General features: G+C 57.5%; 24 protein-coding genes. 14 read left to right on the top strand and 10 right to left on the bottom strand.

What is annotated here, in order from left to right; translation table 11 throughout:
- Positions 1-810: a prolipoprotein diacylglyceryl transferase gene (lgt, locus tag ACUVSA_RS01685; RefSeq protein WP_445893552.1), complete on the bottom strand. Its 810-nt coding sequence runs from the start codon at positions 808-810 to the stop codon at positions 1-3.
- A gap of 266 nt (positions 811-1,076) precedes the next feature.
- Here lgt and ACUVSA_RS01680 point away from each other — a divergent pair, with 266 nt between their 5' ends.
- The 5 genes from ACUVSA_RS01680 (at position 1,077) to ACUVSA_RS01660 (ending at position 6,009) form a co-directional block, all read left to right on the top strand.
- Positions 1,077-2,507, top strand: coding sequence for an aldehyde dehydrogenase family protein (locus ACUVSA_RS01680; protein ID WP_445890716.1), 1,431 nt, complete (start codon positions 1,077-1,079; stop codon positions 2,505-2,507).
- 11 nt (positions 2,508-2,518) lie between these two features.
- Complete coding sequence (gene mobB / locus ACUVSA_RS01675; protein ID WP_445893551.1) at positions 2,519-3,178, top strand: molybdopterin-guanine dinucleotide biosynthesis protein B; 660 nt, start codon at positions 2,519-2,521, stop codon at positions 3,176-3,178.
- Positions 3,175-3,804 carry a molybdenum cofactor guanylyltransferase gene (gene mobA / locus ACUVSA_RS01670; RefSeq protein ID WP_445893550.1) on the top strand — a complete coding sequence of 210 codons (630 nt, stop codon included), beginning with the start codon at positions 3,175-3,177 and terminating at the stop codon, positions 3,802-3,804. The genes mobB and mobA overlap by 4 nt, the downstream gene beginning before the upstream one ends.
- On the top strand, positions 3,801-5,087 hold the full coding sequence (locus ACUVSA_RS01665; protein ID WP_445893549.1) for a molybdopterin molybdotransferase MoeA: 1,287 nt from the start codon (positions 3,801-3,803) through the stop codon (positions 5,085-5,087). The genes mobA and ACUVSA_RS01665 overlap by 4 nt, the downstream gene beginning before the upstream one ends.
- Positions 5,088-5,331: 244 nt before the next feature.
- Entirely contained in the window at positions 5,332-6,009 is a 678-nt protein-coding gene (locus ACUVSA_RS01660; RefSeq protein ID WP_445893083.1) for a CDP-alcohol phosphatidyltransferase family protein, read from the top strand.
- A gap of 75 nt (positions 6,010-6,084) precedes the next feature.
- On the opposite strand, the gene ACUVSA_RS01655 is transcribed toward ACUVSA_RS01660, so the two are convergent.
- Positions 6,085-6,606 (bottom strand): AbrB/MazE/SpoVT family DNA-binding domain-containing protein, encoded by a 522-nt coding sequence (locus ACUVSA_RS01655; protein WP_445893082.1) that lies wholly within the window; start codon positions 6,604-6,606, stop codon positions 6,085-6,087.
- A 514-nt stretch (positions 6,607-7,120) separates the two neighbouring features.
- A complete protein-coding gene (locus ACUVSA_RS01650; RefSeq protein WP_445893548.1) occupies positions 7,121-8,185 on the bottom strand; it encodes a hypothetical protein in 1,065 nt (354 codons plus the stop codon).
- Positions 8,186-8,335: 150 nt separating this feature from the next.
- On the opposite strand from ACUVSA_RS01650, the gene ACUVSA_RS01645 reads away from it, so the two are divergent.
- Entirely contained in the window at positions 8,336-9,325 is a 990-nt protein-coding gene (locus ACUVSA_RS01645; protein WP_445893547.1) for a hypothetical protein, read from the top strand.
- Positions 9,326-9,365: 40 nt separating this feature from the next.
- On the top strand, positions 9,366-10,655 hold the full coding sequence (locus ACUVSA_RS01640; RefSeq protein WP_445893546.1) for an IMP cyclohydrolase: 1,290 nt from the start codon (positions 9,366-9,368) through the stop codon (positions 10,653-10,655).
- Between the two features lie 50 nt (positions 10,656-10,705).
- Here ACUVSA_RS01640 and ACUVSA_RS01635 read toward each other — a convergent pair whose 3' ends face one another.
- The 7 genes from ACUVSA_RS01635 to ACUVSA_RS01605 all read right to left on the bottom strand — a co-directional run bounded on the left by ACUVSA_RS01635 (position 10,706) and on the right by ACUVSA_RS01605 (position 17,105).
- Positions 10,706-11,278, bottom strand: a complete 573-nt coding sequence (locus ACUVSA_RS01635) for a UbiX family flavin prenyltransferase (RefSeq protein ID WP_445893545.1) — start codon at positions 11,276-11,278, stop codon at positions 10,706-10,708.
- Positions 11,275-12,060, bottom strand: coding sequence for a 2-amino-3,7-dideoxy-D-threo-hept-6-ulosonate synthase (locus ACUVSA_RS01630; protein WP_445893544.1), 786 nt, complete (start codon positions 12,058-12,060; stop codon positions 11,275-11,277). The genes ACUVSA_RS01635 and ACUVSA_RS01630 overlap by 4 nt, the downstream gene beginning before the upstream one ends.
- Positions 12,042-12,965 (bottom strand): menaquinone biosynthetic enzyme MqnA/MqnD family protein, encoded by a 924-nt coding sequence (locus ACUVSA_RS01625; protein WP_445893076.1) that lies wholly within the window; start codon positions 12,963-12,965, stop codon positions 12,042-12,044. Before ACUVSA_RS01625 ends, ACUVSA_RS01630 begins: the two co-directional genes overlap by 19 nt.
- Positions 12,938-14,158: an amidohydrolase family protein gene (locus tag ACUVSA_RS01620; RefSeq protein WP_445893543.1), complete on the bottom strand. Its 1,221-nt coding sequence runs from the start codon at positions 14,156-14,158 to the stop codon at positions 12,938-12,940. The genes ACUVSA_RS01625 and ACUVSA_RS01620 overlap by 28 nt, the downstream gene beginning before the upstream one ends.
- Before the next feature lie 19 nt (positions 14,159-14,177).
- The gene (gene mqnC / locus ACUVSA_RS01615) at positions 14,178-15,269 is read right to left on the bottom strand and encodes a cyclic dehypoxanthinyl futalosine synthase (RefSeq protein ID WP_445893655.1); all 1,092 of its coding nucleotides are present in this window, start codon (positions 15,267-15,269) and stop codon (positions 14,178-14,180) included.
- Between the two features lie 62 nt (positions 15,270-15,331).
- Entirely contained in the window at positions 15,332-16,441 is a 1,110-nt protein-coding gene (gene mqnE, locus ACUVSA_RS01610; RefSeq protein ID WP_445893074.1) for an aminofutalosine synthase MqnE, read from the bottom strand.
- Complete coding sequence (locus ACUVSA_RS01605; protein ID WP_445893073.1) at positions 16,404-17,105, bottom strand: TetR/AcrR family transcriptional regulator; 702 nt, start codon at positions 17,103-17,105, stop codon at positions 16,404-16,406. Before ACUVSA_RS01605 ends, mqnE begins: the two co-directional genes overlap by 38 nt.
- Positions 17,106-17,259: 154 nt before the next feature.
- Between ACUVSA_RS01605 and ACUVSA_RS01600 the strand changes: the two genes are divergently transcribed.
- The 7 genes from ACUVSA_RS01600 (at position 17,260) to dsrP (ending at position 24,839) form a co-directional block, all read left to right on the top strand.
- A complete protein-coding gene (locus tag ACUVSA_RS01600; protein ID WP_445893542.1) occupies positions 17,260-18,585 on the top strand; it encodes an acetyl ornithine aminotransferase family protein in 1,326 nt (441 codons plus the stop codon).
- A 630-nt stretch (positions 18,586-19,215) separates the two neighbouring features.
- On the top strand, positions 19,216-19,842 hold the full coding sequence (locus ACUVSA_RS01595; RefSeq protein ID WP_445893208.1) for an RsbRD N-terminal domain-containing protein: 627 nt from the start codon (positions 19,216-19,218) through the stop codon (positions 19,840-19,842).
- 33 nt (positions 19,843-19,875) lie between these two features.
- Entirely contained in the window at positions 19,876-20,880 is a 1,005-nt protein-coding gene (gene dsrM / locus ACUVSA_RS01590) for a sulfate reduction electron transfer complex DsrMKJOP subunit DsrM (protein ID WP_445893541.1), read from the top strand.
- Between the two features lie 2 nt (positions 20,881-20,882).
- A complete protein-coding gene (dsrK, locus tag ACUVSA_RS01585; protein WP_445893540.1) occupies positions 20,883-22,508 on the top strand; it encodes a sulfate reduction electron transfer complex DsrMKJOP subunit DsrK in 1,626 nt (541 codons plus the stop codon).
- Positions 22,501-22,878 carry a sulfate reduction electron transfer complex DsrMKJOP subunit DsrJ gene (gene dsrJ, locus ACUVSA_RS01580; RefSeq protein ID WP_445893211.1) on the top strand — a complete coding sequence of 126 codons (378 nt, stop codon included), beginning with the start codon at positions 22,501-22,503 and terminating at the stop codon, positions 22,876-22,878. The genes dsrK and dsrJ overlap by 8 nt, the downstream gene beginning before the upstream one ends.
- Positions 22,878-23,669 (top strand): sulfate reduction electron transfer complex DsrMKJOP subunit DsrO, encoded by a 792-nt coding sequence (dsrO, locus tag ACUVSA_RS01575; protein WP_445893212.1) that lies wholly within the window; start codon positions 22,878-22,880, stop codon positions 23,667-23,669. The genes dsrJ and dsrO overlap by 1 nt, the downstream gene beginning before the upstream one ends.
- A gap of 12 nt (positions 23,670-23,681) precedes the next feature.
- Entirely contained in the window at positions 23,682-24,839 is a 1,158-nt protein-coding gene (dsrP, locus tag ACUVSA_RS01570) for a sulfate reduction electron transfer complex DsrMKJOP subunit DsrP (protein WP_445893539.1), read from the top strand.
- Positions 24,840-24,845 lie beyond the last annotated feature (6 nt).

The following is a 24,845-nucleotide window of genomic DNA, read 5'->3' as shown; positions in this document are numbered from 1 at the left end:
TTATTTCCTCACATCTGCCGACGGTCTTCGCCGTATTCGCCGCTGCCAATAAAGGAAAACAGCGACCAGCATCATCGCCGTGCACAAAACCTGTCCCATGGTCCATTGCCTCCACACAAAACCCAGGTTTTCATCGGGTTCACGGAAAAACTCCAGAAAAAATCGAATGGCTCCGTAAAAAAAGAGAAAAGCCGTCAGAACCACCCCGTTTTCTCGAGGGCGGCGGGACATCCACCATAGAATGGCGAAAAGGACCACCCCTTCGCCCAAAGCTTCATAGATTTGGGAGGGATGCCGAGGGAAGGGGCCGCCGTCGGGAAAGATCATGGCCCAGGGCACAGTGCTCGGCCTGCCATACAATTCTCCGTTGATGAAGTTGCCCAGACGCCCCAATCCCAGCCCGATGGGGGCCGTCACGGCTACGCAGTCCGCCAGACCCCAAAAGGGTAGCTCTGTACGCCGGCAAAAGATCCATCCCGCAACAACGCTGCCTATAAACCCGCCGTGAAAGGACATGCCGCCGTGCCATGTGGCGATGATTTCTAGGGGATTTCTCAAATAAAAGGACCAGTTGTCGTACTGATAAAAGACCAGAAAGCCCAATCGGGCTCCCAGCACCAAGCCCACGGCCAGGTAAAGAATCAGATCCTGCATCCGTTCCGACGTCAGTCCGATATCCCTGGCTTTTGGCAGCCTTGGTGCCAAATAATACGTGCTCAGGAACCCCAGCACATACATCAACCCGTACCAGCGCACGCTGATGGGCCCGATAGTGATGATTTCAGGACGGATCTGCGGATAGGGAATCATGATGCATCTTCCTTTCTTTCAGGGCCATATAAACACAGGGGTGCTGTGGGCGTCAACGCCGCTTGGCCTTTTCTACAGCGCGCTCTGCTGGTTCACTCGGGCACGTGCGTTGACACTCGAGGGGCACTGTGGCATAGAGTCAACGCTGTTCAAGCGGTTTTTTCAAGGGGTGAAGACCGCGACACTTTCGGATTGGCGCTGGATTGAAGCACACGCCGGCGGGATGACGCACGGTGGGTTTGAGTCCCAACAAGGCACACGAGAACGTGAAAGAAAAGTTCGGCTTTTGGATGGACGGGGCTGAGCAATGGGCCGAGTCGCGGATGGCCGTTGTGGATCCGGCTTCGGAAGAGCCAATAGCCGTTGTGCCCGTCTGCGACGCCGCCTGCGTGGATCGAGCCGTCCTTGGGGCAACGAAAGCCCAGAAGCTCTGGAAAGAGACGGCGCCGCAACATCGGCGCGATGTGCTTCGATCCCTGGCCGAAAGCGTTCGAGTTCACCGGGAATCCTTGGCACACCTGGTCAGCCGGGAAACCGGCAAGCCGAAGCAGGCGGCTACGGCGGAAGTGGACAACACGGCGCAATTGATCGACTATTTTGCCGAAGAAGGCTATCGATTGTCAGGACTTATTCCCCGACTGGGGGATCCCCAAAGACACACCTTGGTCGTCAGAGAACCTTTGGGCGTGGTGGGCGCCATCACACCCTTCAACTACCCCCTGAGCACTTTAGCGTGCAAAGTGGCACCAGCCCTGGCCGTAGGCTGCGCCGTGGTGGCCAAACCCGATGAACACACGCCCCTGTCCACTCTGGCCCTGGCGAGACTTTTCTCCGAGGCCGGCCTGCCTTCAGGCCTGCTGCAGGTGGTGACCGGGCCCGGGCCCGTCACCGGAGCCGCTCTGGTGGATCACCCCGATGTGCGAGGCATCACCTTCACCGGCAGTACGGAAGTGGGCAAGGAGATTCAAAGGCGGGCCGCCGGCGGCGTCAAACGCCTCATTCTGGAGCTGGGCGGCTCGTGCCCGGCCATCGTGTGCCACGATGCGGACTGGCGCAGGTATCTGTCCCATATGGTCGCTCAAGCCTACAAGAACTCTGGGCAGTACTGCTACCGCATCACCCGTTTCTATGTGGCTCGAACTTTGTGGAAGCCTTTTTTCGATGAGTTTACCACGCGGGTGATGCGCCTTCGCGTCGGCCATCCCGCCGACCCGAAAACCGAACTGGGGCCGCTCAACCATGAAGGCATTCGCCGGCGCGTGAGCGAACAAGTTTCCCGGCTGCAGCAGGCAGGGGCTACCGTGCTTCAGGCCCCGTTGCGGCAAGAACTGCGCCAAGGATTTTATTTTCCGCCAACCGTCGTGACAGGCGTGGAGCCTCATGCAAGCCCGCTTCACGAAGAAATCTTCGGCCCCGTGACTTTTCTCATCCCTTTTGACGACGAAGTCGAAGCGGTCGCCAAGGCCAATGGGTCTCCCTACGGCTTGGCGGCTTATGTGTTCACCCAAAACCTGGCCAAAGGGCTGCGCCTGGCTCACAGCCTGGAAGCCGGCAGCGTGTGGATCAACGGTGTGCACCAGGCCTTGCCGGAAGCCCCCTTTGGAGGCATGAAGGAAAGCGGGCTGGGTCGTGAAAAATCGCGCTTTGGCGTGGAAGCCTTTACGGAATTGAAAACCATTTACCTCGATTACAGTTAGAGGGGCGAAACATGGTTCCCATCGTCTGTGTTGTTGGAGCCTCCAATGTAGGAAAAACCACCTTCCTGGAAAAACTCATTCCCGCTCTCACACGGCGCGGGTATCTTGTCGGGACGGTCAAGCACGACGTGCATGGCTTCGACATGGACCGGGAAGGCAAGGACACGTGGCGGCACGCTCGAGCGGGCGCTCAAACCATTGCTATTTCCTCCCCTGAGCGGGTCGCCTCCATTCGCACCGTCCCGCACGAACTGCCTCTGGAGGATGTGGTGGCGCGCTATTTCTGGGACGAAGACCTGGTGCTTGCCGAAGGGTTCAAGCGCTCCATTTTCCCAAAGATCGAAGTTTTTCGATCGGCCATCGAGCCACAGCCTTTGTGCTCCTCTGCCGACAACCTCATCGCCTTGGTCACGGACGCGCCGGTAGAAGCGGACGTCCCTCGCTTCGGTTTTGACGACGTCGAAGGTGTCGCCCATTTCCTAGAATCCCGCTACCTCAAAGATCGAAAGCGGCCTCGAGTGCTGGTGCAACTGGACGGTAAAAAGCTGCCTATGAAGGATTTCGTCCAAGACTTCATCGCCGGAGGTCTTTTGGGCATGGTGAGCCAGCTTCGAGGCTGGAAACGCCCGAAGCAGCTGCGCGTCACGATCACCTTGGGAGACGACGTGTGATTGCTGGAGCTGTGCTAGCAGGCGGGGAAAGCCGCCGATTTGGACGCAATAAGGCTCTGGAACTTTTTCAGGGGGTTCGCCTCATCGATCGCGCCGTCACAAACCTCAAGGCTCTATGCGATCCGATCATGGTGGTGGCCAACGACCTCACACCCTACGCGGACCTGGACGTTCTTTTGGTGCGCGACGTGGTGCCTCGCTTCGGACCCCTTGCCGGCATTTTCACCGCTCTGTATTTTTCTCCTCACCCTTGGGTCTTCGTGCGCGCCACAGACATGCCCTTTCTGAACCTCTCTTTGGCACAGGCCATGATTTCCCTGACGCACACGACGCCAGCGGAGGTCATTGTGCTCAAGAAAGGGGAAAACTTCGAACCCCTCATGGCCCTTTACCATGGGCATTGTCTGGCCCATATTCGGCGATGCATTGAAGCGGATCGACGACAGATCATCAGTTTCTACCGAAGCGTTCGGGTTCATGCCGTGGAAGAATCGCAATGGCGCCGCTATGATCCCGAAGGCAGAAGTCTTTGGAACGTCAACACGCCGGAAGATTGGCAGTGCCTGCTGGAGCAGGGCAGCAAGTCTGAGCCGGACCGTTCCGCTGGGAAAGCCCTGGAGACATGACACGCCCCCGTGGAGCCGTACCGCTCAAGGAGGCGGCTGCTTTGGCCGCTCAATGCGTCCGGCCGGCTTCGGCCGAATGGGTGGCCTTGACGGAATCCCTTCACCGCATTCTGGCTCAGGATCTCATCGCTCCTTTCCCCCTGCCCGGTGAAGCGCGATCGCGCATGGACGGCTATGCCGTAAGGGCCGCGGACACCAGGAGGGCCTCGCAAACACAACCCCGAACCGTTCGCTGCCTCGAGCCCACCTTGTCCGCGGGCATGGTGCCTTCCGTGATTGTGGAGCCTGGAACGGCGTGCCGCATTCTTACCGGCGCCGTGTTGCCTCAAGGGGCCGACGCTGTTGTGCCCGACGAGGATGTGCAGAGGGTCGGCGAAACGCTTTACATCCATACGGAACTGCCCCCAGGCCGGTGGGTGACTTCCCAAGGGGAATGGATGCAACCCGGTGCCGTGGTTATTCCATCCGGGCATCTTTTGACCCCGGCACGTCTCGCCGCCGCGGCCGCTTTGGGCTGCAATCGGGTTCCCGTGGTCGTTCGGTGTCGAGTGGCCCTGGTCAGCACAGGAAACGAAATCCAAGAACCTGGAACCCCTCTGGAATCCGCCATGTCCTACGCGGACACGCGATACCTTTTGGCAGCTCTGCTGCTGTGCGCCGGCGCCGTGCCGGTGCATATGGGATGCGTTCCGGACGATGCCGCCCGTATGGCGGCCCTTCTCCATGAGCCGCCTGGGGACGCGGTGATCACCACCGGAGGCACCGGAGGGGGGGATCAGGACTTCATCTTTGACGTCTGGGCCGAACTGGGTATTGTTCCCGTTTTTCAAAGGGTGGCCATGAAACCCGGGGGCGGCGTGGCGTTGGGACACCGAAAGGGCGTGCTGTATTGGGCCTTGCCCGGATCCCCATGGGCCGCCCAGGTGATTTTTCACGAACTTCTCATGCCGATGCTTTCCCGCTGGTATGGCATGAAAGAACCGTGGTTTCCTCCCATGTGGGCCAAGCTCAGCCGCCCTATATCAGGAAAAGGACGCGGGGTGCGAGCGGTGCCGGGGCGCCTCGTGTGCCGTCAGGAGACCCTGTGGTTTGATCCACAACCTCAGGAATCCTCGCTTTCTCTGGCGGCTTTTGCAAAAACCAACGCCTACACTCTGGTCCCTGCACAAGGCAGCACCCTCGAGGCAGAAACCTTGATTTGCGCCCGACACCTCATGGGCAGTGCCCTGGAGTCGGACGCCCAAAACCTTTCTTGCGACGCCTGGCGCCATGTTCGAAAATGACCTTGGCGCGTCGGTTTCAACGTCATTCGCCAAAAGAGTCGCCGTTGCTTTGTGAGCGCGCCCACCTCAGTTTGTCCAAACGCCTTCAAGACTCTAGGGCAACGCCCTTCGCAGTCTGGAGATGCGCCTTTCCCGGCTCGTTGAAGAGCCTGGTTCTGATGTCGGCGCACATGACTCTATTCAAGGACGCCTGGAGCGTGTATAGTGCGGGCTCGATTTCTCAAGCACAAAGGGGATACCATCCATGCTCAAAGGCACATATGTCGAAAAGCAATACTACAAGGTCCTGCAGACCTTTCTCGTTCCAATTCTTGTGCGGTGCAAGCTTCGGCCTAACCAGGTGTCCGCTTTGGGATTTGGTCTGAGCGTTGCGGCAGGCCTGGCGTTTCTCGTGCAGCCCTTTTGGGGCGGGGTTCTCGTACTCCTGGCCGGCCTGGTGGACACTCTGGACGGCAGTCTGGCGCGCAGCACTGGCCAAGCCCGTAACGCCGGCGCCTTTCTGGATTCCGTTTTGGATCGTTATTCGGAGTTTTTTATCTATTTAGGCATCTGGGGTTATTTCTGGCGCAAAGGCGCCTCGGAACCCGTGCTTTCCCTGCTTATGCTCTGCATTCTCTTCGGCTCCCTGATGGTGAGCTATACCCGGGCGCGCGCCGAAGGACTCGGACAAAAATGCCTGGTCGGCCTGCTGCAGCGCGGGGAGCGCGTGATCCTGCTCGGACTCGGCGGTATCGCCAACCCGGCCTTTAACAAGCTCTCCCGCTTGCCTTTCAGCGCCTCCGCCGAAGACGCCTTCCTGATGGTCATTCTCTTTGTTTTGGCTGTCGGCACCAATCTGACCGCCCTATGGCGCTTCTGGCACGTCCTCAAGGCGCTGTACCTGGAATCGGCATCAGAACCCGCACCGGGCATCAAGCCTTGAGCCGCCGCATGTTTATGGCGAAGATTTCAGGCGGCGCCAAAGGCCTTCTCCGGCACATCACAGCGTCGCCGCGATCTAGAGCAGAGGCTCCGGAAGCTTGCGTAAAATGACGCGATCATCTTCACGATAGATCTCAAAGGAATCGCCGACGGAAAAGCCCAGTTGATCAATAAGGAGGGCTTTGTTGAGCGTAATGCTTCCGCTCTGACCAATGGTGCGATGGTTCGTGGTCTTGATGACCACCGACGGCGCCTGGACTTCCGGCTGTTTGGGACGTCGCCGAACCATGGGCTTGGTGATGATTTCAGGTTCCGGCCGTTCCTGAAGCTTCTCTCGAACGCGGGGTTGTGTCACCGGTCGGGCGTTTCGGTGCGGCGCCGGCTCCGAAGCCCGGTTCTTGCCAAAACCCAACTGGGGAATTTCACCCAATTCCATCAGGCCCTTGAGGTACAGATCCTGAACCTCGCTTTTCAAACGAAGCCCAAAGAGCTTTTGCACCGCTTCCAGGGAGCGGCCGTTACGGATTTCATTGACGATCAGTTTCGGATCAATGTTCTTGTACTCGACATCCATAGCGCGTTCCTTTCTGATAAACATCCTTGGTTTCCTTTCCTCACATGAACAGCTTTGAGATCAACCCCCGTATCCTTCTTGAAGACCACACCGCATGAACACACTTCAGCCGTATACGAAGGGAAAAGAATAGGGCGCGTCGGCACATCCCCTTGTCATGATGCGCTTTGCCCTTGTGCGGCGCCTTTGATGGCCAGAACCTTCCCTGCAAAGGGGGTCGCTGAAAGTATGTTGTCAGCTCACGAATTTCGGGAATTTTTCGAGATGCGACGACAATGCCTTGATGACATTTATCTCCTAACAGACTCTGATCGAAGAATCAACCTTCTTCCCCATGAAATTTTTCCGTCACGCGTGGACATGGAAAACCGCGAGATGTGCCCCTCCAAGGCTCGCAGCGCGCGTCCTTATAAGGGAATCCTTCTCAAAGGTCAATGGCAAAACCGGGTTCCCGGCCGCTGTTGCCGTCGAATTTTTTTCCCGCCGCGCTCCTACGGCGAACCCTTGGGGCAAGGAAATCTCTTTGCTCAGGCTTTTCTCACAAGCTTCGCAAGATTCTTGAAAGATCCCGCGTGAGCTCCGCCACGCGCTCCGCATACCGCTCGCTCAACGTGCCGCACCCGCAGCTCGGCGTCACCAAGCTTCGCCGCACCACCGACGCTTCCGACATTTCAGAACCGAACAGGCTCTTGACGTGTTCCCTCCATCGCTGAGCCAGGGATTCCGCCGACACCATGTCGATGAGCGTTTCTTCCGAAGTGGGCACCATGCCCCAGGCCACGATGCCGCCCCGCTGCAGGAATTCAAGACATTGTTTTCGATAGAGGGCGAAACGGTCGAAAAATTGATAGGCATCCAGATTGATGATGTCCAGTGGGCACTCAAACATGAGTCCCCAATCGGTGTTGGCGCACACATGAACGCCCACCAACGCCCCGGCCTGTTTCAAAGGCTCGGCAACCTGCGTGATCAAGGCCTTGACGTCGTTCGCCGAGACGGTAATGAAGGCCGAGGTGCCAAAACCCGCCAGCCCCGGTTCATCCAGGAAAAGGATTACAGGTCTACCGTATCGACGCAAATGATGCACCTGCCACAGAGCCTTCATGGCCAAATGCTTGACCACAATGTCCCGAAAGCGGTCGTCAAAGAGCAGGGCGCGCCGATGCTGGTCCGTCAGGCCACTCAAAAGCGTAAAAGGACCGACGATCTGTCCCTTGACGGCCTTGACGCCGTCGAGTTTTTGGGCCAGACGGTCCAAGAAGAGTCGAAAGGTCCGCCCCGTCGCCTTCCCCATGACAAACCGGGATGAGTCCAGGAGAGACGGCTTTGTTTCCACTTCCAAATAGTCCTCATAAAAGGCCAAGATCTCTTGGTCCGAATCATCCGTGTCCACCCACAATCGGGCCTCCTTCCGACGCACACCCGGAAGGCCCTCCAGATACTGGACCATCATCTGCTCGGCGGCATACTTGGTTAACTGAGGCCAGACGGGAATCTCCGTCATGGTTTCCAAAACCACTCGCACAGCCCGTTCGGGGTCCGTGTGCGGCAGGCTGCCCACCAGGGTCGCCCGTGCTGCTGGTTCAAAAAGTTCCATTGCCATGTCCCTCCACAAAGTGTAAGTTTTATAAGTCGTATATCTTTAGGGATTTGTGGGTGCTGCGGCTTTCTTCCTTTGTCCGTCTTTCCTCTCCTCGTCTAGCACAGCCCGGCATCCTCGTCAAACAGGGTTGCGCGGCTTGTGGAGGAGACGATGGGGTCAAGCCCTTACAAAAGTCCTGAGCGCAATGCCGAAAATAAGAAATTCCTGTGGATTCTGCTCATCGTGCTGTGTGTCCTCACTGCCGGTACGATCTACGTGCTGGTGAACATGGGTCGGCTTTCCTTGAAGACCTTTTCACCTTCGGCGCAAAGGCTCGGCGAACTCACCCAAGGAGCCGTCTCGATGGGTGTCGAACAGGTGCGCAAGCCCGTACCCGTTGTCGAGGCGGTGCCGCCGGCGCCAACCTCCTTGGAAGCCGCTCCATCCACTTATCCGGAAGTTTCCCCACAGGCGTCGCAGCACGAGCGCAAGGAAGCCTTTGGCCTCAAGACCAGTGTGGATCATGTGGTGCAGGCCCAAGAACCCTTCAGCGCACACGGCCGACAATGGACGGTGGAAGAGATCCAACGGCGTCTCGGCGCTCAAGCCTCACAAACGCCGCATGCACCCGGGGCCCCTCAAGCCCGCGGAACCGAAGACATCGCCCTTGGAGGCTACGTTCCCAAGCCCATGCCCTCCGGCCTTAGCGGAACACCTTCTCAACGCACCATTTATTACGGCGTCCGCTTGGTTCGCCCGGGTGAAAATGTATGGAAAATTCACTACAGCGTGATTCGGGAATACTTCGCCCGCCGTGGCATCGCACTGCCGCCCCGCGCCGACCAACCCCGAAGCGACGGGCGCAGCTCGGGCCTCGGACGCCTTCTGAAATTTATGGAAAGCATCGTGCATGTGTACGATACCCAGCATAACCGCCTCATTGACGACATCAATCTTCTCCAACCCCACAACCTCATCGTCTTTTTTAACATTTCCGAGGTCTTTGCTGCGCTGGACCAGCTGAATGCGCAAGATCTGGAAGTCCTGCGCTACCTTGGCTCAACCCTGCAACTCCGAGGCCCTTCCCAGTCTCGGGTGCTCTTGAACCGCAAAGACCTTCAACCACAAGCCCTCCCGCCCTTGCCGCCCGGTGAGCTTTAAAACCGACACGACTTTCACTAGTTTCAAAAGGAGAAAACGTATGACGCAGGATCTTAAGAAAATGTACCGCACAGTAATGGACGATCATTTCCCGGAAGAGCTCTCCATCCGCTTTGGTCATCAAGAACTCGTCTATCGCAAGCGAACATGGAAATTTCCCGACGAAAAAACAGGTGAACTCATCGAAAAAGGCCTTCGCTACGGCGAAAACCCGGGGCAGGAAGCCGCCCTTTACGAACTCATTGCCGGAAACCTGACCCTTGGGGACTGTCGATTCATCGAACCGGGACGCGGCCTTGTGAGCGCCATCACCGAGGAGGATATGGTGCAGGCGGGGAAACACCCGGGAAAGATCAACCTGACGGACCTGGACAATGGGTTGAACATCATGAAATATCTCATGGACCGCCCGTGCGCGGTCATTCTCAAACACAACAACCCCTGCGGCGTCGCGCACGGACAGACTCTGGCGGAAGCCTATGAGCGGGCCAACCGCGCGGACCGTATTGCCGCTTTTGGAGGCTGTCTGGTGCTGAATCGACCTTTGGACAAGGATACGGCCGAACTGGCGGCACAGAATTACCTTGAAGTGTTGGCAGCCCCCGATTTTGAGGAAGGAACCTTGGAAATCGTCAAGAAACGGGCGAACCTGCGCATCGTTCAGGTACGGCGCATGGATCGCTTGAAAGAATATCGGTATCTGCGTTTCGTGGATTTCAAGTCCCTAATGGACGGCGGCCTCATTGTGCAACAATCCCAGCTATGCGCCGTCAAAGGCCCGCAGGATCTCAAACCCGCGGAAGCCGTTCACGAAGGCAAAACCTACCGCATTCACAGGTTGCCCACCGAAAAGGAAATGCAGGATCTTCTGTTCGGTTGGTATGTGGAACAAGGCGTGACATCCAATTCCGTCCTTTACGTCAAGGACTTGTGCACCGTGGCCATTGGTACCGGGGAACAGGACAGGGTTGGAGTGGCTGAACTGGCCGTCTACAAGGCGTACCGCAACTACGGGGATGCGCTCTGCTTTGAAAAATATGGTATCTCCTACAAGGAGTTGGAGCGCGCCGTGGCAACAGGACAACGCCCTCGAAAGGATCGGGAAGAAATCGACGCAGCGGTGCGCGAAGCCAAGGCCGGCCTTGTGGGATCCACCATGGTTTCCGACGCCTTTTTCCCGTTTCGAGACGGCGTGGACGTGGGACTTCGTCAAGGGGTCACCGCCGTGGTGCAGCCCGGAGGGTCTCTGAGGGACTGGGAAGTCATCGAAGCCTGCAACGAAGCGGGAGCCACCATGGTGTTCACGGGCCAAAGGGCCTTTAAGCACTAGAGACCCTACACAGGGCGATGCAAGCAAGACCGCTTGCAATCCAGGCGGTCTTACGTCGAAAGACCCTGCCAGGAAGGGACGAGCTGCTGGGGCAGGTCCAGGTGATCCAGAATGCGCCCCACGATGAAATCCACCAGGTCTTCCACACGACGAGGCTGGTGGTAAAAACCCGGTGCCGGAGGCAGCACGAGGCCCCCGGCTTCGGTGAGCGCCACCATGTTTTTCAGGTGCACGAGGCTGAGCGGGGTTTCTCGAGGCACCACGATGAGCGGCCGGCGTTCCTTGAGGCACACGTCCGCGGCTCGATGAATCAGGTTGTTGGCCAGCCCGTTGGCGATGGCAGCCAGGGTTCCCATGGTGCAGGGCACCACGACCATGCCTCGCGTGCGAAAGGAACCGCTGGCAATGGGTGCGCTGAACTCCTCTTCACCGTAAAGAGGTATTCCATTCGGAAGGTCTTCCTTAAGGTTTCTTCCCGTCTCCAGACGGTACACAAGCCGCCCGGCGGCAGAAGCCACCACGTGGGCCGGAACACCCTCATCGGCCAAGCATTGAAGAAGCCGCTGAGCATAGGGCGCTCCGCTGGCCCCCGTCACCGCCACGATGACCGGAAGGGTGTTCACGGGCTTCGGACCTCCTCCACTGTTCGTCCTTCATGAACCAAAGACACAATGGCCGACAGAAAGCGTTCAGGATTTGGATGCTGAAAAACGTTTCGCCCCACGGCGACACCGGCAAAGCCGGCCTGAAGTGCCTGCTGAATTTTCCCTAAGAAAGCCCGTTCATCCGCTTCCTTGTGGCCACCGGCCATGACCACCGGCACAGGAACACCGACCGCGATCCGTTCCATACTCTCCACGTGCTGTGGAGCCGGAATCTTGATAATGTCCGCGCCCAATTCGGCAGCCACTCGCGCCGCATGAGCTATCGCGTCATCGGTCACCGGCTTGGGAGCATGCGCACCGCGCACGTAGATCATGATGAGAAGAGGCAGATTCCATCGTGCGCAGGCTTCCCCCACAAGCCCGAGATCTTTGAGCATCTGCGGTTCACTGTCGTCTCCCAAATTCACATGGACGGAGATGCCATCGGCTCCTCGGCGAATGGCCTCTTCCACGGACCCGACCAGAACCTTGTGCTGAAAGGCGGGACCGATCTGTGTGCTGGCCGAAAGATGCATGAAGATCCCTGGAAGACGCCCAGAGAGACGTTTCAAGTAAGCCATCATGCCCTTGTGCAGCACCAGTCCGTCCGCCCCCGAGTGGATGCCGTATCGCATGACGGCTGCCATGTCCTCCAGACCACGTATGGGACCACAGCTGACGCCATGGTCCAAGGGAAAGAGCACCAGGCGTCCGTCGCCTCGGGCAAAAAAGCGCCGTAACCTCAAAGTCTTGCCGCCCATCCTTTGTCGTCTCCTTCGCCACCTTGTGCTCTGTCCACGCCAATCCCTTTCGAATCCTCTGGAGTCCAAAAATCCAAAGAGGGACAGGCTCGAATATCGCCCATGTCGGCCATGAGCCCGTAGAAAAGCTGTAGGCCTTGCACGGCCTTTTCATGAAGGTCAAAAATGAAGGTGTCGTAGTAACACCGCAAGGCCACGGGATCCAAAAAGCCCGAACGGGCGCCTTCGCGACACAAAAGGTCCAAATGTTGAAGCCCCCAGGACTTGGATTCCCACAGGCACCGCGCCGCCTCCCGGACCAGCTCCGGCGCTCGAGCCGCCACGTCCCGGCGCACAACCCACAAGGCGAACACAAAGGGCAGTCCCGTCCAGCCATGCCACACTTCCGCCAAATCATAACGATACGGATAAGGGGCGTGCCGGCTCCAGAGCAAGGCTTCATCGCCGATGGCCAAAAAAGCTGTGGGGGACGATCCGTTGGACAGGGCGTGCGAAAGCGCTCCGCGGTGATAGCGCACGTTGAGCAATCCCCAGAATTTCTCCACCAGGATTTTCAGCAAGACCACCGACGTGTCGGAATGACGCGTCAAAAGAATATCTTCGCCGTCCAGAAACTCCAAAGGTTTTTGGCTCAAAAGCAACACACTGCGCACCGGCCCGTCGCAGGCAATCGCCAAGCCAGGAATGATTTTGAACAAGTCCGGATACCGGGCATAGGTGACCGAAGAAACCGCGCTGAGATCCAATTCCCCGCGACACACCATGGCGTTCAGTTCGGAGGGCGTACGGGCCGCAATGTGGCACGGATTGGGCGTATGCCCGTGTTCCATGGCGTAATACACCGGCCAAACATTCAAGTAGTCGATTTTTCCGAGCTTCAGTCTGCCGTCCCTGTGCCGACCCATGCCAATCGCTCCTGGGCTGCTTGATGAATGATCGCTTCCGCCAGATCGCTTTCCACGGAAAAGGAGCCGCCAATTGAAACCGCCAAGAAAGGCGTGCTTGCTCCAGGACCCAGATGACCAATGGATGATGCCAGGCCAAGGGCGCGGGCACCCCCCAACGTGGCCATGCGCAAGACCGCTGCCGGGTCGATGCTGGGCTCGGCTTCCAGAACGGTGGCGGCTTCTCGAAAGAGATTGAGGTCTTCATTGCTGGCCCGGCTGTCCGTCCCCAACCCACAGGGAATGCCCCGCTTCAGGGCTGCTTCGATGTTGGGCATCCGCCCTTGAATCCACAGATTGCTCCGGGGACAAAAACACACGGCCGCACCGCTTCGAGCCACCCGGTCCCAGTCCTCGTCGTTCACATGGACCATGTGGACCATGAGGGTTCGCGAATCCAGAACCCCCAAAAGCTGCAAGGTCCTCACGGAAGACGCCCCCAGGGGACGCCAAGTGGCATCCCATCGGCCCAAGGACTCCAAAAGAAGCCGACACGCTCCGGTGCCGTGGCGCACGAAGTGGACCTCCGGTAGGTGTTCGGCCACATGAATGGAAAAGGGCAACCCGCGCGATCGGCACCAAGCTTTCGCCTGCACCACGAGGTTCCAGGACGTGGCGTAAAGAGAATGGGCCGCCAGGGAAACGAAAGCTGTGTGGGCTACCTCCTCACCGGAAAAGACCTCTTGAAGATGCCGACAGTGAAATCCCAGAAGCTCCACGAATTGGTACTCGTGGGGAAGGCCGGACACCTTCAAATCACGATCCAGCGGCGGATTGATCACATTGGCCAGGCACAGGGTGCCCGCTTGCCAAGCGTGGGCACGCCCGACGTCCTGAGCCTCCCTTCGCCGCGAAGGCGTCAGCTGTTTTTTGGCCTCAAACATTCCCGACACCCACCGGAAAAAACCCGGAGGCTTTAAAGGCTTGGGCGGGCAAAGAAGGCTGAAATCCAGATGGGTGTGCGCATTCACGGCTCCGGGAACCAGCGCCGCACCTTCATGATCCCAGACCCGCACGGAAGCGCCGCCGTAAAAAGTTTTTAGGTGTCGAAACGGACCGGATGCCAGGATTCGGCCGTTGGCCACCACCACAGCACCGTCAGCCACGGCCGGGCCGATGCCGGAAAATATCCAGGGCGCTCGATGGATGTGCACGCCCTCGAGGCCGTCCTTTTCAGGTGGCTTCAATCCACTCATAGGCCATGGTCCGCTGCTTAGGCACAAAGCCGGCGTCCTCAATGAGGCGGCGGATCTCTTCTACAGAGAGACGGTAATGAACCCCTGCGGCGGCCACGACGTTTTCTTCGATCATGGTGGACCCGAAATCGTTGGCGCCGAAAAAGAGAGCCGCCTGCGCCACCTTGGGGCCCATGGTGACCCAGGAGGCTTGCAGATTGTCAAAATTGTCCAGGACAAGGCGTGACAAGGCCAAAAGGCGTAGGTACGCCACCGCCGTTTCCGGCGGCCTGGCCATGGGCGTCTTTCCCGGCTGAAACGTCCATGGAATGAAGGCCGTAAAGCCTCCCGTTCGATCTTGCACATTCCGCAGCGCAAAAAGATGGCTCAGCCGATCCTCCAACGATTCCTCATGCCCGAACATCATGGTCGCCGTAGTACGCAGTCCCTGCCGATGGGCCTCTTCCATGACCCCCAGCCATTCTTGGACGGAACACTTGTTGGGGGAAACTTTGCGGCGCACCGCGTCCACAAGGATTTCCGCCCCTCCGCCGGGTATGGAATCCAGTCCGGCGTTTTTCAGCCGGGCAATGACCGTGGCCACATCCAGACCTTCCCGGCGGGCGAAAAAGACGATTTCCGGCGGGGAAAAGGCATGCACGTGCACGGGATAACGGTCCTTGATGAACCGCAGCATGTTTTCGTAAAAACTCAAAGGAAGATCCGGATGGTGCCCTCCTTGAAGGAGGATCTGCGTGCCGCCCATGGCCAGGGTTTCTTCGATTTTGCGAGCAAGGGTCTCTCTCTCCAAAACATAGCCTTCCGGATGGCCAGGATGACGAAAAAAGGCGCAAAATCGACAACCGCACACACAGATGTTGGAATAATTGATGTTTCGATCCACCACGTAGGTGACTACATTTTCCGGGTGCTTTCTGAGGCGCACACGATGGGCCGCATAACCCAGCCAATGAAAGTCCGCATGAAGGTAAAGCTCTCGGGCTTCATGCCAACTGAGACGCCGGCCCCCTTCCGCCACGGCCTCCAGCCATTCCGCATGCGCCGACCGAACCTTGGGAATGCCTCCCATTGCTTCCATGCCCATTTTTTAAAAAAGGTTCATGCCCGTCTTGGAAACCGCCCCACAAAACCTCATGGCACAGCCGACGCCGCGGCATGCTCGAAAAAGCAATTGCGCTCCACGGGCTCAAAACCCGCCTGCTGAATGAGGTGTTCCAGGGTCTGCCTGGTGAGGCACGCTTCGGATTCGGCCCCGGCCATGTGCCCGATTTTTTCTTCTATCACCGTCCCATCCAGGTCGTCCGCGCCGAAATAAAGGGCCACCTGCGCCTGCTTCACGCCAAGCATGACCCAATAGGCTTTGATGTGCGGAATGTTATCCAGCATGAGGCGGGAAACAGCGATGGTTTTTAGTTCATCCACACCCGTGGGGCCCAGAGCGCCCGGCACCTCCGTGTGCTTTGGCTGAAAGGGCAGAGGGATGAAACACACAAAGCCCTGTGTCTCATCCTGAAGCCGGCGCAGCGCATCCAAATGCTCCAGCCGTTCTTCCAAGGTTTCCTTATGCCCAAAAAGCATGGTGGCATTGCTCTTGATCCCCAGCCGATGCGCCTCCCGCATCACCTGCAGCCACCCTTCACCACTCAGCTTTTGAGGGCACAAAAGGGCACGCACACGAGGGCTGAACACTTCGGCACCTCCGCCGGGGAGCATTTCCACACCCGCCGCCTTGAGCCGCACAAGCACATCTCGAATGGAAAGGCCTTCCAGGCGCGCAAAATGGGCGATTTCCACCGCCGTAAAGGCTTTGATGTGCACCATCGGCCGAACCCGCCGAACGGCCCGAACCATCGCTTCAACGGTTTCCAGTCGCAGTTCCGGATGACACCCCCCGACAATGTGCACCTCCGTGACGCCATCCGAAAGCCGCTCCCGCACCTTGGCCGCCACGTCCGACACCGTGAGTTCAAAGGCGCCGGGTTCACCCTTTCGACGCCGAAAGGCACAAAACAGGCACCCGTTCACGCAGATGTTGGAGTAGTTGATGTGCTGGTTGATAACGTAGTAAGTGCTTAGCCCGTGCAAACGGCGGCGCACCTCATGGGCCAAAGCCCCGACGGCCACCAAATCCGGACATTGAAAGAGCCGAAGCCCGTCTTCCAGGCTCAAGCGCCGCCTGTCCATCACCTTGTGCACGACATCTTCAAGACCCAAATGCCGGTACACCGATATGGGAAGCATGTGCGGTCCCCTCTGCGTGCGAAGTCACACCATCCCCCGCCAATCCGCCGTGCAACACCTTGATGAAGTCGTCAATGACCCGCTCCGTCACGTCTCGAGCCCCTTCGTACAAGCCTGTGCCGCCGTCTAAAAAAGACACGCAATGGGCCTGCAGAAACCGATCCATGACGGCATCCAAAAAAAACACCACACAATCCGGGTCCACATCCGAACGCAGCTCGCCTCGAGCCATGCCCCGAAGGACGATCGGGCGCAAATATTCGGCAGAAAAGAAGCGTACGCGCTGCAAGAGCGTATCCCGCAGCGGAAAATCTTCCTGAAACAGCATCTTGAGATAAATGCGGTAGACCCGAGGATGCCTCTGAATGAAGTCAACGCCGGCCAGCAGGCTTTGACGGATCTTTTCAAAGAAATCCTTTTCCGCCGTGTGCTGCTTCACCTGAGCCAGCCTCTGGCGCACTAAATCCACCGCATGGTCAAAGATGAAAAGAAAAAGACCTTCCTTGTTGCCGAAGTACTGAAACAAGGATCCCTTTGAGATACCGAGGGATTCGGCCAGTCGGTTAAGGCTCGCCTGGCGAAAGCCATGGCGGGAAAATTCCTCAACCGCAGCCTCCACGATCCTTTCCCGCTTCGGCGCCTGGAGCCTCATGAAACGATCCATACCCATCGCCCACCCCCTTGGGCAACACCTTCTGCGCAATAATGACCAGGTGGTCACTTTTACAGAATCTGAGGGCCGCTTGTCAACCGATCCCTTGCCCAAGGGCGGCACCCGAGGGTATAGAGCCAAGAAAACCCAAGGCAGGAGGTGCGGCATGCGACGCCCCACGATTTGCGGGCCCCTTCCCGGGCCCAAAGCCCAAGCCCTTATCGCTAAGGACCATCTGTATGTGTCTCCGTCCTATACGCGCATCTACCCCCTTGTGGCCGAACGGGGTCAAGGGGTTTGGGTGGAGGATGTGGACGGCAATCGGTTTTTGGATTTTACGTCGGGGATTGCCGTGTGCGCCACTGGCCACTGTCATCCGCAAGTGGTCCGCGCTGTGCAAGAGCAGGCGCAGCGGCTGCTGCACATGTCGGGAACGGATTTTTATTACACTCCCCAAATTCGGCTGGCGGAAAAACTTTCTTCGCTTTTGCCCCAGGAAGACCCCTTCAAGGTGTATTTCGGCAATTCGGGCGCCGAAGCCGTGGAAGCGGCCTTTAAGCTGGCCCGGTGGCACACGCGTCGGGAATTGAACATCGCCTTTTTCGGCGCTTTTCACGGACGCACCATGGGAGCTTTGTCCCTGACGGCCAGCAAAACCATTCAAAAGCGCCATTACCATCCCTTCGTTCCAGGGATCACGCACATTCCTTACCCTTACTGCTACCGATGCCCGTACAACCTCGTCTATCCGTCCTGCGATCTGGAGTGCGTGCGCTGGGTGGAAGACACTCTGTTTCGCACCACCATGCCTCCGGAGGAGGTGGCTGCCTTCTTTGTGGAACCCATTCAAGGCGAAGGGGGCTACATTGTGCCCCCGCCGGAATTTCACCGGCGATTGCACGCCATCGCCCACAGATACGGCATTTTGTACGTGGCCGATGAAGTCCAGACGGGCATCGGTCGCACGGGCAAGATGTTCGCTATGGAGCATTTCGGCGTGGTGCCGGACATCTTCGCTTTGGCCAAGGGGATCGCCTCCGGGCTTCCTTTGGGAGCCATGATGGCCCCAACGAGCATCATGACCTGGGAGGCCGGCTCCCATGCTTCCACCTTCGGCGGAAACCCCTTGGCGTGCCAGGCGGCTTTGGAGACGCTGGCCCTGGTGGAATCCCATCTCATGGACAATGCCGCCCTCATGGGCCGTCGGCTTCTGGAGGGTCTGCGCCGACTGCAACAGGAATGGGAATGTCTGGGCGATGTGCGCGGCTTGGGACTCATGGTGGGCGTGGAACTGGTCAAGGACCGCCACACCAAGGAAAGGGCCGTCGAGTGGCGGAACCGCCTGATTCAGGAAGCCTTTCAAAGGGGGTTGTTGCTTTTGGGATGCGGCGAAAACACCGTGCGCTTTTGCCCGGCTTTGACCGTGACGGCCGACGAGGTGGACTGCGCTGTGGAGCTCTTTGAGCGCGCTCTGGGGGCCTTATTCCGATAACGAACACAGCGGCCTTTATGAGGGCCAGATGATGTCGCGCCTTTTTTCACAAAACGCCGGAAAATCCTTGACCCTTATAGACCCCGGTTCCTATAATCCGCGAGTCCTGCGTTGAAAGGGAACACAGGTTTTTCAAAGGGGCGGGGCCTTTTCGCTGCCCGCTAAAGGTTCCCGCATCTTGCGATCTGCAGAGAACGGGCGAAAAGCCGTGTTTGGCGGAAAATGAGCGCAGCGCTCTTCTCTTTATTCGCCATGACGATGCCGGAGCCAACACCTCCAGAGGAGCATGTCCAAGAACACTCTCCGTCGGAGCGGCGCGAGCCGCCATGCCTGATCGCGCCTTGCGGCCCTCCGAGAGAATGAAACGAAAACGGCCTCGAAAAGCCTCTCGCGGACACGCTCGTAGGAGCATGTCTGCCAATGCTGATTTCGTGCCAATGGAGCCTTGCAACTTATTGAAATTGCAAGGGCGCCAATTGTCAAAATTGAGTTCTCGGACAAGCTCGTTGGTGCTTGCCGCACAAGGATATGGAAAGGAAGCCTTCAGGTTCCCCTAGTGATCGGGGGCCGGGGCTTTTCCAAAGCTTGACACGCTCTTGTGTTTTTTTTTAAAGTGAGATACTTCACAAGATGAGTGCCGAAGCGGCCTTGGAGTCGCCCGTTGAGGGGGTGGGGTTTGTTTCGGCCAAACCAGCCTTGAGCACAGACGGTGGCGCCATGAGCTTTGACCAGTACCTGCAGCGGAATCAAAAGGCCATCCTCAAAGAGTGGTTTCAGGCCGTGGTGGAAACGTATCCGGAAGAAACCGCCAGGTTTTTGAAAAAAGAAAGAGATCCCTTTACCAATCCTGTGGGAAGCTCCATTCTTGAAGGAATTGAGGGGATTTTTATGCAGATTCTTGGAGGCTTGCCTTCAGACGAGGTGCTGCCTTTTTTGGACCGCATCGTGCGCGTGCGTGCCGTCCAGGACTTCACCCCGGCTCAGGCGGTGGCTTTCATGTTTGCCTTAAAAGACGTGGTGCGGTCCCAAACGGACAAGGACGGCCTCACGGCCCAGTATGCAGCCGACCTGGTCGGCTTCGAGCGCACGGTGGATCGAGCAGCCCTCATGGCCTTTAACATTTACATGGAATGCCGTGAAAAACTCTATCAGCTGCGGGTGGATGAGATCAAGAACCGGACCGGACGGCTTTTGGAACGGGCCAATGCCATATGGGAGAGTCGCCGTAAGGAAGACGGCTCCCCGGAGGAATCCTAACCATTTTATTAACCAAAACGAGGTGGGGTGGTTATGAACGCATCACAAGCCATGGTTTTTTCCCTTGTCGCCGTCGGGATCCTCGTGTGCCTTCCCCTGATCGGCGTGACGGCCGGAATGACGTCGCTCTTTGGGGTCATCATCCCTTATGTGGCCGTTGCTCTGTTTTTTGTGGGGATTGTGGCGCGCGTGGTGCGGTGGGCCCGGTCTCCGGTCCCTTTTCGCATTCCGACCACCTGTGGACAGCAGAAGAGCTTTCCTTGGATCAAGGCCGACCCCCTGGACAATCCAACAGACACCAAGGGTGTGGTCTTGCGCATGATCCTTGAAGTCCTGCTGTTCCGATCCCTGTTTCGCAACACCCGCCTGGAATTCTACGACGGGCCTAAGATTCGCTACGCTTCAGCCAAATGGCTGTGGCTGGGCGCTATCGTCTTTCACTACTCCTTTTTGGTGGTCTTTTTGAGGCATCTGCGGTTCTTTACGGAGCCCGTGACGCCCCTGGTGACACTTTTGGAAGGCGTGGACGGTTTTCTGGAAGTGGGGCTGCCTCGGCTCTACATTTCCGGACTCGCGCTACTGGCCGGTGTGGCTTACCTTTTCCTGCGCCGCGTCACCATTCCGCAGCTTAAATACATCTCCTTGCCCTCCGATTACTTCCCCTTGTTTCTCATCTTTGCCATCGCCGCGACGGGCGTTTTGATGCGTTACATCTACAAAGTCGACATCGTCGGGGTCAAGAAACTGACCATGGGGCTGGCCACCTTTCATCCGGTTGTACCCGAAGGAATCGGCGTTATTTTCTACATCCATCTTTTCTTGGTCAGTATGCTTTTTGCCTACTTCCCCTTCAGCAAACTGGTGCACATGGCGGGAGTCTTTCTCAGCCCCACAAGGAACCTTCCCAACAACAGCCGCATGATGCGCCATATCAACCCGTGGAATTACCCGGTCAAGGTGCACACCTATGAAGAATATGAAGATGAGTTCAGGGAAAAGATGATTGAAGCTGGTCTTCCAGTGGAAAAGAAGGAGTAAACATGGCTACCGTCCCGAAACCCAGCGAACTTGGCAAGGTGGACCATCGGCCGCCGCAGAGGCCGTGGACCGAGACGTTCCCGGAGTTTCGGCCCGGCACGTTTTGTTACGCTGCCAAGGCCAAGAACCTTGAAGTGGTGGGCCTGCCCAACCCCCGCGAATGGAACCCCACGGATGAAGACTGGAAGTTGCCCGACGACTGGAAAGACATCACCCTGAAGGGCATGAAGGACCGCCTGGACAAATTCCGCTCCTTTAAGCTCTTCATGGACATTTGCGTCCGATGTGGTGCCTGTGCCGACAAGTGCCATTACTTCATCGGGTCCGGGGATCCCAAGAATATGCCGGTGCTGCGCGCGGAGCTCATTCGCTCCATTTACCGCTATTATTTTACCGGCAGCGGAAAGGTTTTGAAAAAATACGCCGGGGCCCGAGCCTTGACGGAACAGATCATCAAAGAATGGTTTTATTACTATTATCAGTGCACCGAATGCCGGCGCTGCTCTGTGTTTTGTCCCTACGGCATCGACACGGCGGAGATCACCATGATGGGCCGTGAGCTCCTCAATGAACTGGGCTGCGGCATCGACTGGATCATGGGCCCTGTGGCCAACTGTTACCTGAACGGCAACCACTTAGGCATTCAGCCTCACGCCTTTAAAGACATGATCATGTTCTTCGTGGACGAGATCGAAGCGGTCACGGGCGTGCGCGTGGAGCCCACCTTTAACCGCAAGGGCGCTGAGGTACTTTTCATCACGCCCTCGGGGGACGTCTTTGCCGACCCCGGCACGTATACCCTGATGGGCTACATGATGCTGTTCCATGAAATCGGGCTGGACTACACCTGGAGCACCTACGCTTCGGAAGGCGGCAACTTCGGCCTCTTCACGTCTCATGAAATGATGAAGCGCTTGAACGCCAAGATGTACGCCGAAGCCAAACGCCTCAAGGTAAAATGGCTTTTGGGCGGCGAATGCGGCCACATGTGGCGCGTCATCAACCAGTACATGGACACCATGAACGGGCCTGCGGACTTTCTGGAAGTGCCCAAGTCCCCCATCACCGGGACCGTCTTTGAAAACGCCAGGAGCACCAAGATGGTCCACATCGCCGAATTTACGGCGGACCTCATCCGCCACGGCAAACTCAATCTGGATCCCAGCCGAAATGACAACAAAATCGTCACATTTCACGATTCCTGCAACACCGCTCGCGGCATGGGATTTTTTGAAGAACCCCGATATGTGCTCAAGGCCGTGTGCAATCATTTCTACGAGATGCCGGAAAACACCATTCGGGAAAAAACCTTCTGTTGCGGCTCGGGATCCGGCCTGAACACCGACGAGTTCATGGAAATGCGCATGCGCGGTGGATTGCCTCGAGCCAACGCCGTCCGCTATGTTCATGAAAAATACGGTGTCAACATGTTGGCCTGCATCTGCGCCATTGACCGTGCGGTCTTACCCCCACTTATGAAATATTGGGTGCCCGGCGTGGATGTGACCGGGCTTCATGAACTCGTCGGGAACGCCTTGGTCATGAAGGGCGAAAAGAAGAGAACCACCGACCTCCGTTATGAACCCCTGCCGGGGATGGAAGAAGAGGAGGAGGCTGAAGATGTATGACGCAAAAAAGATCATTCCGGGAATTCTCATTTTCGTGGTGCTGTTCACCTTCCCCCTGTGGTCCAACTTGGGGAAGGCGGCCCCTGCGCCCAAACCCGAGCTGCCCAAGACCGAAAAAGTCTGTGTCATGGACACGGCCTTTATGAAGACGGAACACATGGTACTACTCAACCAGTGGCGGGATCTGGTGGTTCGTGACGCCAACAGACTCTGGGTGGGACCCGACGGCAAAGAGCATTTCATGAGTCTACAGAACTCCTGCATGAAATGCCATTCCAGCAAGGTCAAGTTCTGCGACCAGTGCCACAACTATGCCGGGGTCAAGCCTTATTGCTGGCAGTGCCACATCGAGCCTAAGGAGAACATGTGATGGAAAGAGATCGCCGTGAATTCCTGAAGATAGGCGGAATATCCGTCCTGGGGCTGAGTGCTCTGCCTGTCTTTCAGGCGCTCGCCCAAGAACAAGGGCCTCGATACAAACCCGACCCCAAGGCCCTCAAGGGGGCTCAGTGGGCCATGATCGTGGACATGAAGAAGTGCTGGGAACAGCAGGAAAAACGCCAGTGTAAGGACTGTATTCTCGCGTGTCACAAGACCCACAATGTTCCCGACATTCCCGACCCGAAACGGGAAATCAAATGGATCTGGCTGGAAGAATACAAGCACGCCTTTCCGGACCAGGCTCACGAATACGCTCCGGAAAAGGTCAAGGAAAGCCCCTTTATGCTGCTGTGCAACCACTGCACCAATCCGCCCTGCGTGCGCGTGTGTCCCACCAAGGCCACGTTCAAACGCTCCCAAGACGGCATTGTCATGATGGACTTTCACCGTTGCATCGGGTGCCGTTACTGCATGGCGGGTTGCCCCTACGGCGCTCGAAGCTTTAACTGGGGAGATCCGCGACCTTATCTCAAGACCGAAGACATCAACATGACGTACCCGACCCGGCGTAAAGGCGTGGTGGAAAAATGCACCTTCTGCTACGAGCGCATCGATGAAGGGCTTCCGCCGGCGTGTGTGGAAGCGTGTCCAGTGAAGGCTTTGATCTTCGGCGACGTGACGGATCCTCAGTCCGAAGTGCGCAAGATTCTCTCCGGCCATTACAGCTTGCGCCGAAAGATCGAGCTGGGCACTGGGCCCAATGTTTACTACCTGATCTAATGAGGGGACGACATGCTGGAAAAGGCATTCAAAGGCGGACAAAAGTATTGGAGCCTTCTGCTGGGCCTGGCAATCCTTTCGGGGGTCGGCTTTGCCTGCTTCATGCTCCAGCTCAACCAAGGCCTAAAAATCACCGGCATGAGCCGAGACGTGTCGTGGGGTTTTTACATCGCCCAGTTCACTTTCCTGGTCGGTGTGGCCGCATCGGCGGTCATGGTGGTGCTTCCCTACTACCTGCACCACGTCAAGGAGTTCGGCCGCATCACCATTTTGGGTGAATTCCTGGCGGTGAGTGCCGTGACCATGTGTCTTTTGTTCATTATCGTGGATCTCGGCCAACCCATGCGGCTTCTGAACGTGCTGCTGCACCCCACACCCAACTCGATTCTGTTTTGGGATATGGTGGTCCTGAACGGATACCTTTTTCTCAATGCTGTCATCGGCTGGACCGTGCTGAGCGCTGAGCGCAAGGAGATGCCTCCCCCCAAATGGGTCAAACCGCTCATTTACGTTTCCATCCCCTGGGCTGTGAGCATTCACACGGTTACGGCGTTTCTCTACGCCGGCCTGCCGGGGCGGCATTTCTGGTTGACGGCCATCATGGCCGCCCGGTTCTTGGCCTCGGCCTTTGCTTCGGGCCCGTCCCTGCTCATCCTCCTGTGCTTCCTCATTCGCAAACGCACCAACTTCGATCCAGGTCCGTCGGCCATTGAAAAGCTCTCCAAGATTGTCACCTATGCCATGATCACCAGTGTGTTCTTCCTGCTGTTGGAAATCTTTACCGCCTTTTACAGCAAGGTCCCCGGACACATGCATGGGTTCATCTACCAGTTTGCCGGCTATGAAGGCCACGGCGAGCTGGTGCCTTTCATGTGGCTTTCGGTGATTCTCTCAGTCACGGCGCTGATCCTTCTGGTGCCGCCCCAGTATCGAAACAACGAGAAACTGCTTAAGCTCGCCTGTCTAGCCGTTTTCTTTGGTCTTTACCTGGAAAAAGGTGTGGGGCTGGTGGTCACGGGCTTCATTCCCAATGTCTTTGACAAGGTCACCCCTTATGTGCCGACTGCTCCGGAACTGGCCATCACGCTGGGTGTGTGGGCGACAGGTTTTCTCATCATGGCGGTGCTCTACAAGGTGGCTATCGGTGTCAAGGAGGAAATCCGCGCCTAAGGCGGC

It is taken from the genome of Desulfosoma sp., assembly GCF_052743555.1.
The sequence above is the reverse complement of the archived record's forward strand: the minus strand, read 5'-3'. Positions and strand labels throughout refer to the sequence as shown.